10 protein-coding genes and 1 riboswitch are annotated in these 16,692 nt (G+C 73.9%); of the genes, 5 read left to right on the top strand and 5 right to left on the bottom strand.

Translation table 11 applies throughout. From position 1 onward, the window contains the following. Positions 1 to 27 precede the first annotated feature (27 nt). Positions 28 to 1,224, bottom strand: a complete 1,197-nt coding sequence (locus tag IE108_RS18545) for a C40 family peptidase (protein ID WP_064729416.1) — start codon at positions 1,222 to 1,224, stop codon at positions 28 to 30. 8 nt (positions 1,225 to 1,232) lie between these two features. After that, a riboswitch (cyclic di-AMP (ydaO/yuaA leader) is annotated at positions 1,233 to 1,407 on the bottom strand. A 231-nt stretch (positions 1,408 to 1,638) separates the two neighbouring features. Between IE108_RS18545 and pcrA the strand changes: the two genes are divergently transcribed. Next, on the top strand, positions 1,639 to 4,128 hold the full coding sequence (gene pcrA, locus IE108_RS18540) for a DNA helicase PcrA (RefSeq protein WP_064729417.1): 2,490 nt from the start codon (positions 1,639 to 1,641) through the stop codon (positions 4,126 to 4,128). 112 nt (positions 4,129 to 4,240) lie between these two features. Here the strand turns inward: pcrA and IE108_RS18535 are convergent, their stop codons facing one another. After that, positions 4,241 to 5,887, bottom strand: coding sequence for a M23 family metallopeptidase (locus IE108_RS18535; protein ID WP_064729418.1), 1,647 nt, complete (start codon positions 5,885 to 5,887; stop codon positions 4,241 to 4,243). A 196-nt stretch (positions 5,888 to 6,083) separates the two neighbouring features. Further along, on the bottom strand, positions 6,084 to 7,058 hold the full coding sequence (locus tag IE108_RS18530; protein ID WP_064729419.1) for an esterase/lipase family protein: 975 nt from the start codon (positions 7,056 to 7,058) through the stop codon (positions 6,084 to 6,086). A gap of 514 nt (positions 7,059 to 7,572) precedes the next feature. Here IE108_RS18530 and icmB point away from each other — a divergent pair. Beyond that, positions 7,573 to 7,989 (top strand): coenzyme B12-dependent isobutyryl CoA mutase small subunit, encoded by a 417-nt coding sequence (gene icmB, locus IE108_RS18525; protein WP_064729420.1) that lies wholly within the window; start codon positions 7,573 to 7,575, stop codon positions 7,987 to 7,989. Positions 7,990 to 8,106: 117 nt separating this feature from the next. Here icmB and IE108_RS18520 read toward each other — a convergent pair whose 3' ends face one another. Together IE108_RS18520 and IE108_RS18515 are read right to left on the bottom strand one after the other, a co-directional pair. Continuing rightward, entirely contained in the window at positions 8,107 to 9,825 is a 1,719-nt protein-coding gene (locus tag IE108_RS18520) for a DUF5691 domain-containing protein (protein WP_064729421.1), read from the bottom strand. A 127-nt stretch (positions 9,826 to 9,952) separates the two neighbouring features. After that, positions 9,953 to 11,311, bottom strand: a complete 1,359-nt coding sequence (locus IE108_RS18515; RefSeq protein ID WP_064729422.1) for an SWIM zinc finger family protein — start codon at positions 11,309 to 11,311, stop codon at positions 9,953 to 9,955. Positions 11,312 to 11,463: 152 nt separating this feature from the next. Between IE108_RS18515 and IE108_RS18510 the strand changes: the two genes are divergently transcribed. The 3 genes from IE108_RS18510 (at position 11,464) to IE108_RS18500 (ending at position 16,643) form a co-directional block, all read left to right on the top strand. Beyond that, positions 11,464 to 12,597: an ATP-binding protein gene (locus tag IE108_RS18510; protein WP_064731933.1), complete on the top strand. Its 1,134-nt coding sequence runs from the start codon at positions 11,464 to 11,466 to the stop codon at positions 12,595 to 12,597. 204 nt (positions 12,598 to 12,801) lie between these two features. Continuing rightward, positions 12,802 to 15,435 (top strand): DUF5682 family protein, encoded by a 2,634-nt coding sequence (locus IE108_RS18505; RefSeq protein WP_229852143.1) that lies wholly within the window; start codon positions 12,802 to 12,804, stop codon positions 15,433 to 15,435. Next, positions 15,432 to 16,643, top strand: coding sequence for a VWA domain-containing protein (locus IE108_RS18500; RefSeq protein ID WP_079163637.1), 1,212 nt, complete (start codon positions 15,432 to 15,434; stop codon positions 16,641 to 16,643). The genes IE108_RS18505 and IE108_RS18500 overlap by 4 nt, the downstream gene beginning before the upstream one ends. The last annotated feature ends 49 nt before the right edge of the window (positions 16,644 to 16,692 follow it).

Raw genomic sequence — 16,692 nt, 5'->3', positions numbered from 1 at the left:
GTCCCCGATGCTAGAGAGCCGCGCCGGTCAGGCCGGGCGCACCACGCTGTGGATCGAGGACTCGCCGTCGTAGTAGATCGACTCCTCGCGCACGTACGCGCCCGGCTTCGGGGCGTGGATCATCATGCCGTTGCCGATGTAGAGGCCGACGTGGCTGAGGTCGTCGTAGAAGAAGACCAGGTCACCGGGTTGTGCCTGGGAGACGGGGACGGTCGTGCCGGCGTTGACCTGGTCGTAGGTGACGCGCGGCAGGCTCACCCCCGCGGCCTTCCAGGCGGCCTGGGTGAGGCCCGAGCAGTCGTAGGAGCCGGGGCCGGTGGCGCCCCAGACGTACGGCTTGCCGATCTGGGCGCGGGCGAAGGCGAGCGCCTTGTCGGCCTTGGTCCCGTACGAGGGGTCAGGCGCCGAGGAGCCCGACGAGCCGTCGCCGCCGGACTCCGAGGAGCCGGAGGAGGTGCCTCCGCCGCTCTCCTGCCGCGCGGCCTCCTCCCGCCGCTCCCGCTCCTCGGCCTGCTGCCGGGCCTGCTGCTCGGCCAGCTCCGCGGCCTTGCGGGCGGCCTCCTCCTGCTTCTTCTTCTCGATCGCCGCGAGCCGGGCCTTCTCCTCGGCGGTCAGCTTCGACAGCAGCTCGCGCGCGGTGGCGAGCTTCTTCTGGACGGTGGACTTGGCCGTCTTCAGGTCGTTCTGCGAGTCGGTGAGCGTCTCCAGGCTCTCGGTGGCCTCCCGGCGCTTCTCCATCGTCTCGGACTGCTGCGTGACGTAGTCGTCGACGGCGGTCTTCTGCCGGCCGGTGAGCCGCCCCATCAGCTGGTTCTGGTCGAAGTAGTCCTGCGGTGAGTCCGCGAGCAGGAAGGTCGCCGTCTCCGGGACCGCCGTGCCCGAGCGGTACTGGGCCGACGCGAAGGAACCCAGCTCCTCGCGCGCGTCGTTGAGCCGCTGGGTGCGCCGGGCGACGTCGTCGAGGAGGGCGTCGGCCTTCTTGCGCTGCTTGGCGGTCTTCTCCTTGGCCGCGTTGTACTTCTCGGTCGCCGAGCCCGCCTGGCGGTACAGGTCGTCGACCTTCTTCTCGACCTCTTCCAGGCTCGGCCGGTCGTCGTCCGAGGGCGTGGCGTTCGCCGTCTGGGAGAGCAGCGCGACGGAGGTGAGGGCGGCCGTGGCGAGGGCCGGGGTCCGGATGCCGGCGACGCGTGGTCCGGTGGGGCGCGACTTGCGGTGCGACGCCAAGGAGGCGCTCCTTCCAAGTGCTCCGCCTACCGGGTTAGCTGTCGGGTTCGGGCGGCACGGAAGGGTTGCCCTACGGCGGGACCGTCCTCGCGGGAGGCGGTACGGCCGATTCACCCCAGGTTCTCGGTTGGGTCCCCGGCTCCGGGTGCCCCGCGGGCACGTCGGACTCGGCGGAGGCCGCGCGGCCCGGCGAGGTTCGCCGGAGGGGGTCGTTCGGCCTGCTCGCACGGTAGCCAACTCGTGTGGCCGCTGTGAAGGTTGGTGGGTGATATGCCCGATACATTTTCGTGACCTTGGCGACGGACGTCACTCTTCGTGTCCCGGCAGGTCGCAGGGTGTACCGGTGTGAGGTGTCCCGGACATTTTCCGGGGTGGCACCGGGTTGTCGGTGGGGCGCCCTAGACTCGGAGAGCGATGAGCAGCCTCTTTGACGACAGCTTCCTGGCGAGCCTCCAGACCCCCCGGGGTCACGAGGAGGAACCCCCGCCGCCGCCCGAGGACGGTCACGGACCGGAGCCGGTCCCGCACGACCTGTTCGGCGGGAAGTTCGACGCGCCCCCGGAGCGCGACCGGTACTACCGGGACGGCGCCCCGCGCCCCGCCCTGGACCCGGCCGCCCTCCTGGACGGGCTGAACGACAACCAGCGCGCCGCCGTGGTCCACTCCGGCTCCCCGCTGCTCATCGTGGCCGGCGCCGGTTCCGGCAAGACCCGTGTGCTCACCCACCGCATCGCCCACCTGCTGGCCGAGCGCGGTGTCCACCCGGGCCAGATCCTCGCGATCACCTTCACCAACAAGGCCGCGGGCGAGATGAAGGAGCGCGTCGAGCAGCTCGTCGGCCCGCGCGCCAACGCGATGTGGGTCATGACCTTCCACAGCGCCTGCGTCCGCATCCTGCGCCGCGAGTCGAAGAGGCTGGGCTTCACGTCCTCCTTCTCGATCTACGACGCCGCCGACTCCAAGCGGCTCATGGCGCTGGTCTGCCGCGACCTCGACCTGGACCCCAAGCGCTTCCCGCCCAAGTCCTTCAGCGCCAAGATCAGCAACCTGAAGAACGAGCTGATCGACGAGGAGGACTTCGCCGCGCAGGCGGCCGACGGTTTCGAGAAGACCCTGGCCCAGGCCTACGCGCTCTACCAGTCGCGGCTGCGCGAGGCCAACGCCCTCGACTTCGACGACCTGATCATGACGACGGTCAACCTGCTCCGCGCCTTCCCGGACGTCGCCGAGCACTACCGCCGCCGCTTCCGGCACGTCCTGGTCGACGAGTACCAGGACACCAACCACGCCCAGTACGCCCTGGTGCGCGAGCTGGTGGGCGGCGCCTTTGAGCACCCCGTCGACGTGCCGCCCGAGGCCGAGGTCCCGCCCGCCGAGCTGTGCGTGGTGGGCGACGCCGACCAGTCGATCTACGCCTTCCGCGGCGCCACCATCCGCAACATCCTCCAGTTCGAGGAGGACTACCCGGACGCCACGACGATCCTCCTGGAGCAGAACTACCGCTCCACCCAGACCATCCTCACCGCCGCCAACGCGGTCATCGAGCGCAATGAGTCCCGCCGCCCGAAGAACCTGTGGACCAACCAGGGCGCCGGCGCGCAGATCACCGGGTACGTCGCCGACACCGAGCACGACGAGGCCCAGTTCGTCGCCGACGAGATAGACCGCCTCACGGACGCGGGCGAGGCCAAGGCCGGCGACGTCGCCGTCTTCTACCGCACCAACGCGCAGTCCCGTGTCTTCGAAGAGGTCTTCATCCGCACCGGCCTGCCCTACAAGGTCGTCGGCGGCGTCCGCTTCTACGAGCGCAAGGAGGTCCGGGACGTCCTGGCCTACCTGCGGGTGCTGGCCAACCCCGAGGACTCGGTGCCCCTGCGCCGGATCCTCAACGTCCCCAAGCGCGGCATCGGCGACCGCGCCGAGGCGATGATCGACGCCCTGTCGCAGCGCGAGAAGATCAGCTTCCCCCAGGCCCTCAAGCGGGTCGACGAGGCGTACGGCATGGCGGCCCGCTCCGCCAACGCAGTCAAGCGGTTCAACACCCTCATGGAGGACCTGCGCACCGTCGTCGAGTCCGGCGCCGGGCCGGCCACCGTCCTGGAGGCCATCCTCGAACGCACCGGATACCTCGCCGAGTTGCAGGCCTCCACCGACCCCCAGGACGAGACCCGCATCGAGAACCTCCAGGAACTCGCCGCCGTCGCCCTGGAGTTCGAGCAGGAGCGCGCCGAGAGCGAGGACGCCGGCACCCTCGCCGACTTCCTGGAGCAGGTGGCGCTGGTCGCGGACTCCGACCAGATCCCGGACGAGGAGGACGGCGGCGGCGTCGTCACCCTCATGACCCTGCACACCGCCAAGGGCCTGGAGTTCCCGGTCGTCTTCCTCACCGGCATGGAGGACGGCGTCTTCCCGCACATGCGCGCCCTCGGCCAGGCCAAGGAGCTGGAGGAGGAGCGGCGGCTGGCGTACGTCGGCATCACCCGCGCCCGCGAGCGGCTCTATCTGACCCGGTCGACGCTGCGCAGCGCGTGGGGCCAGCCCTCCTACAACCCGCCCTCGCGCTTCCTGGAGGAGATCCCGGCTCCCCACCTGGAGTGGAAGCGGACCGGGTCGACCGGGCCGGCGCCCTCCGCGCCGGTCTCGGGGGTGGCGGCCTCGCTGTCGTCGTCCCGCTCGCGCTCCTCGGCGTCGGGCGCCTCCGGCTTCGCCACCCGCCGGGCGGCCGGCGCGGAGCAGCCGACGGTGTCGCTCGCGATCGGCGACCGCGTCACGCACGACCAGTTCGGACTCGGGACGGTCGTGGGGGTCAAGGGCACCGGGTCCAACGCGGAGGCGACCATCGACTTCGGCGACACCAAGCCGAAGCGGCTGCTGCTGCGGTACGCGCCGGTCGAGAAGCTCTGACCCGAGGGCGTTCGGGGGCCCGGGCGAAGGCTCGGGTCCCGTCAGGGGGCCTGGGGCCGGGTCGGAACCGCGGCTGCGTCACCGAAGGGCTGGCGTCACCGAGGGTCTGGCGTCACTGAGGGTTGAGGCCGTGGCTGCGCAGCCACGAGAGCGGGTCGATCGCCGAGCCGCCCGAGGGGCGCACCTCGAAGTGCAGGTGCGGGCCGGTCGAGTTGCCCGAGTTGCCGGAGAACGCGATGGCGTCACCGGCTTTGACGCTCGTACCCGAGGGAACCTGGTAACTGGAGAGGTGGCAGTACCAGGTCTCCGTGCCGTCCTTCGCCGTCACGATCATCATGTTGCCGTACGCGCTGTTGTACTGCGTGCGGACGGTGCCGTCGGTCGCGGCCATCACCGACGTCCCGTAGGACACGGGGAAGTCGATGCCGGAGTGCACGGACATCCAGTTGATGCCGGCCTGCCCGTAGTAGGCGCTGAGTCCGTGCTGCGCCACCGGCAGGGCGAACTTGGGGCGCAGCCGCTCCTTGCGGGCCGCCTCCTCCGCCGCGCGCTTCTTCTCGGCGGCCTGCTCGGCCTTGAGGTCGATGCGCTCCTGCGTCCGGCTGGCCCGGTCGGCGAAGTCGTCGGCTCCGGCGGCCAGGCTCGTGAGCTGGGTGTCCAGCTTGTTGTTGGCCGTGGACGGCTTCACCGGCGCGGCCTGCTGCTCGGCCGGATCCGTGGCCGCGGCGGCGGTCTCCGTGCCCTCGTCGCCGGCGAGACCGCCGACGGAGGCGGCCGCGATGCCGGCGACGCTCATCACGCAGGCCGACGGCACGGCGATGGTCAGCAGCGCGGAGCGCTTGGCGGGCTGGCGGCGGCGGGAGCGCGCCCCGGCCCGGGAGCCGCCGCGCGCGGCGGGGGTGCGGGTGGCCGGGGTGACCTCCTCCTGGTCGTCCAGGAGGGCGGTCACGGTGGGGAGTTCACCGGTGGCGGTCAACTCGCCCTCGTGCGAGGCGGGTTCGTCGCCGGCCGAGACGATCTCCGGGGCGGCGTCCGCGGCGGTGTGCTCCTCCGCGGTGCCCGGGCCGGCGTTCCACTGGGTGGCGTCGTAGGCGCCGGTGTCGAACGTGCCGGGGGCGAACGTGCCGGTCGTGAAGGAGTCGGCTCCGAGGGTGGCCGGCTCGAAGGCGGCCGTCTCGTCGAAGGGAAGTGTCTGGAAAGCGCCGGTGTCGAGGGTGCCGGTGGCGAAGGCGCCGGTCTCGAAGCTGCCGGTCTCGAAGGTCTGCGTGCCCCATTCCCATTGCTGGGTGCCGTCGGCCGCGAAGCCGGCCGGGTCGGGCTGGGTCCAGACGCCGGTGTCCCACTGCCCGGTGGCCTCGGCACCCGAAGGCTGGTAACCGGCCGTCCACACGGTCGCGTCGTAGGTCCCGGAGTCGTAACCGGCCTGATGCTGGGCGGCGTACGCGTCGTAGAGCGGCTGCCCGCTTCCGTCGGACCACTGGGCGGCGTCGTACGCGCCCGTGGTGTCGTACGCGCCGGTCGCGTCGTAGGCGCCGGTGGCCTGGCCCGGCAGGCTGCCGAAGAGCGGATCGGCGTCGAAGGCGGCGGGGGGCGCGGCGGACGGCGCGGCGGTCGGAAAACCGGTGGTGTCGTAGCCGCCGTACGTGGTGAGGTCGCCGTACTGGGCCTCCCCTGTGCCGTACGACGCGTAATGCGCCGACGCGGCGTCGGAAGCCGAAGCCGGGGTGGTCATGGTCCCCGACGGGTGACGGTCGTTCACCAACTTCTCTTTCGCCTCGACAACAGGGGCTGCCAGAGCAGTGCGGCGACTGTACCCGGCGGTATACGGGCACGACAATCTTCGTCAGGTTTCACCGGCGCAGGAAACGGGCAATCGGCCGTGTTTTGGGGGACGGCGGGCACGAGTTTGGCTTTTTGTTCGAGACGCGTTCGATGCTGAACGGGTTGTTTCGGAGTCAGGCGACCGTCAGACCGCCGGACCGTCCGCCCGATCCCGCCCGTCCCCGCGGCTCCGCGCCGGCCTCCGCCTCGACGGCGTCCAGCGCCTGCCGGATCCCCGTGGCCACGGTCGGGTGCACCGGCAGCGCGAGGTGTCCCACCCCGGTGACCCGTACGTTCTGCACGGCGAGGTCGGGATGGTCCAGGCAGGCCGTCTCCAGCGGGTCCATCACCCGGTCCAGGTCGCTCCAGAAGCTGACGAACTGCGTGCGGCAGCCCGGCGTGGGCCGCGACAGCTCCTCGATGACCGCCGACCCGGGGCGCATCTGGCGCACGATCGGATGCGCGTCGGCCAGCGGCATGACCCGGGTGCCGGCGTGCGGGGTGCCCAGCGTCACGAGCGTGCGGACCCGCCGGTCGCCGCCCAGCCGCTGCACGTAGTACCGCGCGATCAGCCCGCCGAGGCTGTGCCCCACGACGTCCACCCGCTCACTGCCCGTGCGCTCGCAGATCTCCTCGATGTGCCGGCCGAGCAGCTCCGCCGCCGTACGGATGTCGCAGGTCAGGGGCGAGTAGTTCAGCGAATCCACCTGGTGCCTGCCGTGCTGGGCCAGGCTGCGGCGCAGGAGCAGGAAGACCGAGCGGTTGTCGATGAAGCCGTGCAGCAGGACGACCGGCGTGTCCACGGGGGCCGGAAGCCGGCACGTGGGCGGGTCGGGCTCCGACGCCTCCAGGCCGGCCCGCGGCAGGGGCGGCGCCGGGCGGCGCTCCTGGATGATCCCCGACGGGTACAGCAGGAGATGCCCGGCGAGGATCGCGACCTCCAGGGCGCTCGCCTTGAGGAGGGTCATGGAGAGTCCGGTCAGCCGACCGGGGAGGCTCGTCAGTTCCGTCAGTCCCGGGAGCCCCGGGATATGGGGCAGGCCTGGCAGATCCGGGAGGAGACGCTGGCAAAGCGGAAGAAGGGGCAGTGCTGCCGTGGTGACCTTCATGGGCCGACCTCCTGTCGGCACGCGCAGGGACGCCTCTGTCCCCCGTGTGCCCTCGTTGGAGCGCCGTGACACCAGTGTTTCGTGATGATTACGAGGTTTAACCGGATGGCTGTGTCGACGTGCGACATCCGGTTCAAGGGTGTCGTGTGGGTTACGTCTGGCCTGTGGTGCGCGTGATACGGCGGCCAGCCCCGCTGCTTCCCCGTCGCGCCCTCGCTGCGGCTCTCCGTGCGCGTGATGCCGCCGCGCTCCGGTGCGGTGCGCGGCGAACGTGTCCCACCGTGTGATTTCCCCCTCTGTATCCACCGCGAAACTGCCGGTTGCGGGATGCTGGCGATAACGTTCGTTCACTTCCCCGGACGTCGCGGCGCGGGGCCTCCGTGCCGCGAAGGCGCGTGCTTCGGGGACTCCGTGCACCATGCGCGGCCCTGCGGGCCCGCTCCTGTGTACGGCGTCGGCGAAGTGTGCGGTACTTGTCGGTACGGATGGATGTAGTCGCTTCATGGAGGCAGTGATGGGTGTGGCAGCCGGTCCGATCCGCGTGGTGGTGGCCAAGCCGGGGCTCGACGGCCACGATCGCGGGGCCAAGGTGATCGCGCGGGCCCTGCGTGACGCCGGTATGGAGGTCATCTACACCGGCCTCCACCAGACACCCGAGCAGATCGTGGACACCGCGATTCAGGAGGACGCCGACGCGATCGGCCTGTCCATCCTCTCCGGTGCGCACAACACGCTCTTCGCCGCCGTGATCGCGCTGCTGCGGGAGCGGGACGCGGCGGACATCCTCGTCTTCGGCGGCGGGATCATCCCCGAGGCGGACATCGCTCCGCTGAAGGAGAAGGGCGTCGCCGAGATCTTCACGCCCGGCGCCACGACGGCGTCGATCGTGGACTGGGTCCGTGCGAACGTGCGGGAGCACGCGGAGGCCTAGGGCCTGTCTGACAGGCTCTAGGGCCTGCCGGTTGGATCATGCCGGCGTCGCGGGGCGTGGCGCGCGCATCCGAGCGACAGGCCCTGGCCGCCCGCCGCGCCGGCGCGGGCCGTGTCCCTAGCCCACCCCCAGCTCGCGGGTCATCGCCGCCCGCAGTCGCAGCGTCGTCGCGAGCCGCTGGAAGGCCTCCGCCCAGTAGCCGCCGGCGCCCGGCGCCGCGTCCTCGGACTCGTCCGGCACCGCGAGCAGGCCGTCGAGGCGGCCCGCCTCCGCGGGATCCAGGCAGCGTTCGGCCAGTCCCATGACGCCGCTGAAGCTCCACGGGTAACTCCCGGCGTCCCGGGCGATGTCGAGCGCGTCCACCACCGCCCGTCCCAGGGGCGGCGCCCACGGCACCTCGCACATGCCGAGCAGCTGGAACGCCTCGGACAGTCCGTGCGTCGCGATGAAACCGGCCACCCAGTCCGCCCGTTCACCCGGCGTCAGCGTGCCGAGCAGCTTGGCCCGCTCGGCCAGCGACACCGCGCCGGGGCCGCCGGCCTCGGGCGCCGTGGGCGGCCCCAGCAGCGCCCGCGCCCACGCGCCGTCGCGCTGCCGGACCGCCGCCCGGCACCACGCGGCGTGCAGCTCGCTCCGCCAGCCGTCCGCCACCGGCAGGGCGACTATCTCCCCGGGTCCGCGCCCGCCGAGCCGGGCCGGCCAGGTCGCGAGCGGAGCCGCCTCCACCAACTGGCCCAGCCACCACGCCCTTTCGCCCCGCCCGCCGGGCGGCTTGGCCACCACGCCGTCACGCTCCATGCCCGCGTCGCACTCGTGCGGCGCCTCGACGGCGATCGCCGGTGCGGCCGGTGCGGCCGGGGAGCGGTCGAGGGCGTGGTCGTCGTGGGCGCGGGAGGCGTCCCTCGCGTCGACGGGGGCGCCGTCGGGGGCGTGGCCGAGGGAACGGTCGAGAGACACGCAGGTCACGGCCCGCGCCGCCATCCGCGCAGCCAGCGCCGAGCCGGGCAGCGCCGAGAGCAGCTCAGCCGCCGTGGCACGGACGTTGCGGCTGCGGTCGGCCAGCGCCTGCTCCAGGAAGGGCTCGTCCGCCGGGGCCAGTCGCGTCCGCAGCGAGTCGAGGAACATCAGCCTGTCCTCGGCCCGCTCCGTCGCCCAGGTGGATGCCAGCAACTCCCGCGCCCCGGCCGGGTCCCGGGCGCGCAGGGCGGCCAGCAGGGCGACCCGCTCGGCGAACAGGCCCTCGTCCCAGAGCCGGCGTACCCGGTCCCCGTCGCCGGGTCCGGGCGGCACGGTCCCGCCGCCGGGGGTGCCGCGCAGGGCGAACCGCCAGTCCGGATTCAGCCGGGCCAGCCACAGGGCGCGCGATCCCGCGAACCGCAACGCCGCCGGCCGCAGGTCCGTACGTCCGCGCGCCGCGTCCAGCAGCGCCGGGAGCGCCTCGGGCGGGGCGGCGAAACCGCGGGCGTTGGCCGTCGCCAGCCACTGGGGGAGCAGCTCCATCAGGTCGGGGGCGGCCCCTCGGCGGCCGCCCGCCGCGGCGCCGGGACGGTCGGCGAGCAGCATCGCGAGGCGACGGGCGGCCGACGCGGGCAGGGGCGGGCGCGGATCCTCGGGCGCCCGCTCGGGGCGCCGCGCGGCACGGGCCGGCCGCAGCCCGGCGCGACGCCGGACGGTCTCCGCGGCCGCCGCGTCCAGGACCGCTGCCGCCGCGCCGGGCCCGGGCTCGCACCCCGGGGGAGTCCGACGGTCCGTACCGAGCAGTGCGACAGTCACGAGCTGCTCCCAGGAGGCCGTCGCCGCCGACGGCGCGGCCGGGGGAGTCGGTGTGCTGGTCATGCAGGTCCCCTCTGAATCCGTCTCGGGCCGGGCACTTGGGTCTTCGATCTTGGTCCCGGATCCCGGGTCAGGGGTCGGTCGCGGGTGCGGATCCAGGGTCGTGGCCGGGTCGGCAGGCGCGGGTGCGTCACCCCAGCGGTACCGCCGGACCCGGGCCGTCCGGCCAGGCCGTCAACGGGGTGAAGCCCCGGTGGCCGCACTCGCCGAAGACCGTGACGGGCGCGCCGCCCGACAGCGCGGCCAGCCGCCAGACGCCCGCCCGGTCGCCGGGGCCGGGCACGAGGGGCAGCGCGGTGTCGTCGTCGGCATCGGCCAGCTGCCACGAGTCGCCGTCCGGTACCGGAACGACGCGCGTCAGCGTCAACGGGACCGCGTCCAACCACGGATCGTGGCGCAGCGCCTCGCCGAACCGTGCGGCCGCCGTCGACGTGCTCACGCCGCTCGGGCGCATCTCCGTGGCCGACGGCGGGGCGAACTGCCGTCCCAGGGCCACCCGCCGCTGTCCCGACCCTGGATGGGCCGACACCTCCGCCTCCAGCGTCAGGCCCACCGGAAGGGTCAACTCCGGCGCCCTGCCCGCAGCACCGTAGGAGAGGAGCAGCACGTCGCGGCCGGTCTCCGCGCCGTGCAGCCAGATGCGACGGGTCGTCAGCCGGGTGTCGCCCGAGTCGTACTGCGCGAGGATCAGCCAGCGGTCCCGGACCGGCGGTCCGTCGGCGGAGGCGGGCAGACCGACGCGGGAGCGGACGGTCGCCGCCAGCCCGGCGGGCAGCCGGTCGCGGTGCAGCCAGCCCTGGTCGAGCAGGTGGAGAAGGGCGCACTCCTCCAGCAGCCGGACCGGCCAGCCGGGCCCCGACGACGGTATGGAGCCCAGCTCCCGCACCCGCGCGGCCAGACCCGGGGCCTGGGCGTCGACCATGCGCGCCGCCGTCTCCTCCCACAGCCCGTAACCCGCCTGCTCGGCGCCGGCCAGTCCACCGCGCAAGAGGTCCGTCAGCCGCTGCTCCAACTCGGTGGCCCCCGCGGTGATCCGCCCGGCCCGCCGCTCGGCCCGGAGTCGTGCCGCCTCCGGATCGGCGGGCCCCGCCCCACGCCCGGACGGAGATGCGGCCCCCCTTGCCTCCCGGTCGCGATCCCGCAGTCCGGCGATCCACCGCTCCGCCCACTCCGGCGCCGCGGCCCCCCGCTCCGCGACACCTCCGCCCGCCCAGAGCAGCAGCAGCCCCAGCGCGTGCTTGCACGGCAGCTTCGGGCTCGGGCACCCGCACCGGTACGCGGGACCCGCCCCTTCCCGCACGTCGACCACCGTCCGGTACCGCTCGCCGCCGCTCCCCTCGGACAGCCCCCACACCGCCCCCTCGCCGCAACTCCCCACGCCGGACCACGAGCCGACCGCCCCGAGCCTGCCGCCCGCCGCACGTGACGCGGCGTCAGGCGCCAGTGCCAGCACCTGGTCCGCGGTCCAGCGCACCCCCTGCTGAGTCATGTCGTCGAAGGTAGGTCCTGCCACTGACAATTGGCCGTGACGGCGTATTTTCGCAGGTCAGGGCGATTGTCAGTGGCGTGGTGCACCGTGGAACGCAGATCGAACCGGCCGAGCTGGAGGGGGAATCAGCCATGCCTGTGTCCGTGAACGAGATGTCCGTGAACGAGAGTTCCGGGGAGCGGCCGCCCGGGGAGCGGCTGTCCGGGGCGGAGAAGTTGCGGCCCCACGCCGAACAGGCCTTCGCGGGCGAACTGGCCGCGCTGGCCGCGCAGGACGACCGCCCGCGCCCGGCCCGGTGGAAGCTGTCGCCCTGGGCCGTGGCCACCTACCTGCTCGGCGGCACCCTCCCCGACGGCACGGTGATCACCCCCAAGTACGTGGGCTCGCGCCGCCTCGTCGAGGTCGCCGTCAGCACGCTCGCCACCGATCGCGCCCTGCTCCTGCTCGGCGTGCCCGGCACCGCGAAGACCTGGGTGTCCGAGCATCTCGCGGCGGCCGTCAGCGGCGATTCGACCCTGCTGGTGCAGGGCACCGCGGGCACCCCGGAGGAGGCCATCCGCTACGGGTGGAACTACGCGCGGCTGCTCGCCGAGGGCCCGACCCGCGACGCCCTCGTACCCAGCCCGGTCATGCGGGCCATGCGGGACGGCGGGACCGTGCGGGTGGAGGAGCTGACCCGCATCCCCGCCGACGTGCAGGACAGCCTGATCACCATCCTCTCGGAGAAGACGCTGCCGATACCGGAGCTGGGCCAGGAGGTGCAGGCGGTCCGCGGCTTCAACCTGATCGCCACCGCCAACGACCGCGACCGCGGGGTCAACGACCTGTCCAGCGCCCTGCGCCGGCGGTTCAACACCGTGGTGCTGCCGCTGCCGGGGACCGCCGAGGCCGAGGTCGAGATCGTCACGCGCCGCGTCGACCAGATCGGCCGCTCCCTCGACCTCCCCCCGGCTCCCGGCGGCATCGAGGAGATCCGCCGCGTCGTCACCGTCTTCCGCGAGCTGCGCGACGGGCTGACCGGCGACGGGCGGACGAAGGTGAAGTCGCCCAGCGGCACCCTGTCCACGGCCGAGGCGATCTCCGTGGTCACGGGAGGCCTCGCGCTCTCCGCCCACTTCGGTGACGGCGTGCTGCGGGCCGGCGACGTCGCCGCGGGAGTCCTCGGGGCCGTCGTCCGCGATCCCGCCACCGACCGGGTCGTCTGGCAGGAGTACTTGGAGACCGTCGTCCGTGAGCGCGAAGGCTGGCAGGACTTCTACCGCGCCTGCCGCGAGGTGAGCGCGTGAACGGCAACGCGGGGCGGACGGGGATGTGCCGCGGGGCGGGGTCGGTTGCGGCCGCCGCCGCTCGGGAGCCCACCGTCCGGGAGTCCGTCGGACGCGTGGCCGCCGGGCGAGTGGGGGACGACGAGGACTCGACCTGGGCACGTGTGCGGGGTGCGGAGACAGGGGCCTTCGGGTGGCGGCGGCCTCGGGGGCGAGGGGGGTGCGATGAGGGACGTTGAGGCCGGGGGGGTCGGCGGGGCCGGAGGGGTGAGAGGGGTGAAAGGGGCCGGTGGGACCAGCGGGGCCAGAGGGGGCGGCGGGGCTAGTGGGATCGACGGGATCGGAGGGGTCGACGGGGCTAGTCGAGTCGACGGGACCGGTGGGATCGGCGAGGTCGAAGGGTACGCGGGGGCGGTCGGTGCGGTGCCGGGTGGGCCGCTGCTGCTGGGGGTGCGGCACCACGGGCCGGGATCGGCGCGGGCGGTGCGTGCGGCGCTGGAGGCGGCACGGCCCCGGGCGGTGCTGATCGAGGGGCCGCCCGAGGCGGACGCGCTGGTACCGCTGGCCGCCGACGAGGAGATGCGCCCGCCGGTGGCGCTGCTCGCCCACGCCGTGGACGAGCCCGGCCGCTCCGCCTTCTGGCCGCTGGCCGAATTCTCGCCGGAGTGGGTGGCGCTCCGCTGGGCCCTGGACCACGACGTCCCGGCCCGCTTCGTCGACCTGCCGGCCGCGCACTCGCTCGCCCGGCGTGATCATGAGGAGCGGGACGGGGAGGAGGCGGGAGGGGGACCGGGGGAGCGGTCCGGCGCGCCCGTTCCCGAGTCCCGCGTCGATCCCCTCGCCGCCCTCGCCCGGGCCGCCGGTCACGACGACCCCGAGCGCTGGTGGGAGGACGTCGTGGAACACCGGGGTCCCGGTGACGGGAACGCGCTCGCGCCGTTCACCGCGCTGGAGGAGGCCATGGGCGCCCTGCGGGAGACCGAGGAGGACGGCGCGGACGACGACCGGGACCGGGTGCGGGAGGCGTACATGCGGCTCCAGGTGCGGGCGGCGCAAAGGGAGTTCGGGACGGATGTCGCCGTGGTGTGCGGGGCGTGGCACGTGCCCGCGCTGCGGCGCGGGGTCACCGTCGCCGCCGACCGTGCCCTGCTGAAGGGGCTGCCCAGGACCAAGGTCGACCTGACGTGGGTGCCCTGGACACACCGCAGACTGTCCCGTTCCGGCGGGTACGGCGCGGGCGTCGAGTCACCCGGCTGGTACGCGCATCTGTTCGCCGCGGCGGACCGGCCCGTCGAGCGCTGGCTGACCAGGGTCGCGGGGCTGCTGCGGGACGAGGACCGGCTCGTCTCCCCGGGGCACGTCATCGAGGCCGCGCGACTGGCCGGGACGCTCGCGGCGCTGCGCGGGCGGCCGCTGGCCGGGCTGAGCGAGACGACCGACGCCGTGCGGGCGGTGATGTGCGACGGCTCGGACGTGCCGCTCGCGCTGGTCCGCGACCGGCTGGTGGTGGGGGACGTGCTGGGGCAGGTCCCCGCCGGCGCACCCGCGGTGCCGTTGCAGCGCGACCTGGCCCGCACCCAGCGCGGGCTGCGGCTGAAGCCGGAGGCCCGGCGCCGCGAGCTGGAGCTGGACCTGCGCAAGGACACCGACGCCGGCCGCAGCAGACTCCTGCACCGGCTGCGGCTGCTCGGCGTCGACTGGGGGGAGCCGGCCGCCTCCCGGGGCAGTACGGGCACGTTCCGCGAGACCTGGCGGCTGCGCTGGGAGCCGGAGCTGTCCGTGCGGGTCGCCGAGGCCGGGGTCTGGGGCACGACCGTGCTCGCCGCCGCCACCGCCAGGGCCGAGGCGGACGCCGTCACCGTAGGCGGTCTCGCCGAGGTCACCGCCCTCGCCGAACGCTGCCTGCTGGCCGGCCTGCCGGACGCCCTCGCGCCGGTGATGCGGATACTCGCCGACCGCGCGGCGCTCGACACGGACGTCGGCCACCTGGCACAGGCCTTGCCGGCGCTGGTCCGTTCGCTGCGGTACGGCGACGTGCGGGGCACCGGCACCCGTGCGCTCGCCGAGGTCGCGGCGGGGCTCGCCGAGCGGGTCTTCGTGGGCCTGCCCTCGGCCTGCGTCGCCCTGGACGCCGACGCCGCCGAGGAGATGCGCGGCCACGTGGACACCGTGCACGGCGCGGTCGGCCTGCTCGGCGACGCCTCCCTGCCGGGCCGGGGCGGACTGCGCTCCCGCTGGCAGGAGGTGCTGCGGACCCTCTGCGCCCGGGACGCCGTGCCCGGCGTCGTGCGGGGCCGTGCCGTACGGCTCCTGCTGGACGACGGTGCGCTCGCCCCGGACGAGGCCGCCCGGTTCATGGGCCTCGCGCTGTCCCGGGGGGCGCCACCGGCGGACGCGGCGGCGTGGATCGAGGGCTTCGTCGGCGGCGGCTCGGGCGGCGGCATGCTCCTCCTCCACGACGAACGGCTGCTCGCCCTGGTCGACGCCTGGCTGACCGGCGTGACGGCGGAGGCGTTCACGGACGTGCTGCCGTTGCTGCGGCGCACCTTCGCCGCCTACGAGCCGGGAGTGCGCCGCGGCCTCGGTGAACTGGTCCGGCGCGGCCCCGAGGCGCGGGGGAGCGTCACCGCGACCGGCTCCGGCACGCCGGGTTTCGCGCCCGGCCTCGACGTGGAGCGCGCCGACGCGGTGCTCCCGGTGGTCCGGCTGCTCCTCGGACTGGCGACCGACGGCGCGGAGGGCGACGGCGCTCAGGGCGACAACGCGGAGGGCGACGGCGCTCAGGCCGGCAACGCGGAGGGCGACGGCCGGAGCCGAACCGGCCGTGACGGCAACGAGCTGACGGAGGTGGGCGCATGACCGTCGAACCGACGCGCGACGACGCCGAGTCGACCGGCGACGCGTCCGAGCCGGCCGGGGGCGACGCGGCCGAGGAGCGGCTGCGGCGGTGGCGGCTCGTGCTCGGCGGGGACCCGGCCGACGGCACCGGCCACCCGCTCACCGGACGGGACGCCGCGATGGACAAGGCGCTCAACGCGCTCTACGGGAAGGAGACCGCACCGCGCGGCGGCCGGGACCGCGCGGCGGGACTAGGAGGCTCCGCACCGGCGGTGGCGCGCTGGCTGGGTGACATACGGACGTACTTCCCCTCCTCCGTCGTCCAGGTCATGCAGCGCGACGCCATCGACCGGCTCGGGCTCGCCACGCTCCTGCTGGAGCCGGAGATGCTGGAGGCGGTGGAACCCGACGTGCACCTGGTCGGCACCCTGCTCTCCCTGAACCAGGCGATGCCGGAGACGACGAAGGAGACGGCGCGGGCGGTGGTGCGCAAGGTCGTCGAGGACCTGGAGAAGCGGCTGGCCGCCCGCACCCGGGCCACCCTCACCGGGGCCCTGGACCGCAGCGCCCGCGTCACCCGGCCCCGGCACCGCGACATCGACTGGCACCGCACGATCTCGGCCAACCTCCGGCACTACCTGCCCGAGTACCGGACGGTCGTGCCGGAGCGCCTGGTCGGTCACGGGCGGGCGTCCCGGTCCGTGGGTCGGGAGGTCGTCCTCTGCGTCGACCAGTCGGGATCGATGGCGGCGTCGGTGGTGTACGCGTCGGTGTTCGCGGCCGTGCTGGCGTCCGTGCCGTCGATCGCGACGCGGCTCGTCGTGTTCGACACCGCGGTCGCGGACCTGACCGACCGTCTGGACGACCCGGTCGACGTGCTATTCGGCACGCGGCTCGGCGGCGGTACGGACATCAACCGGGCGCTGGCGTACTGCCAGTCGCGCATCACCCGGCCCGCCGAGACCGTGGTCGTGCTGATCAGCGACCTCTACGAGGGAGGCATCCGGGACGAGATGCTCGGGCGGGTCGCGGCGATGCGGGCCGCGGGGGTGGGCTTCGTGACGCTGCTGGCGTTGTCCGACGAGGGGGCGCCCGCGTACGACAGGGAGCACGCCGCGGCGCTCGCCGCCCTGGGCGCGCCCGCGTTCGCCTGCACGCCCGACCAATTCCCGGAGGTGATGGCGGCGGCGATCGAGCGACGGCCGCTGCCGATACCGGACGCCAGGTGACGATTTGTCGATCGGGGTGGCCCGATTCCTGCGGGTAAAACGGACATGG

The sequence above is a fragment of the Streptomyces parvulus genome (genome assembly GCF_014648855.1).
In the GTDB taxonomy this organism is placed as follows: domain Bacteria; phylum Actinomycetota; class Actinomycetes; order Streptomycetales; family Streptomycetaceae; genus Streptomyces; species Streptomyces parvulus.
This window is presented reverse-complemented; position numbering and strand designations above follow the sequence as displayed.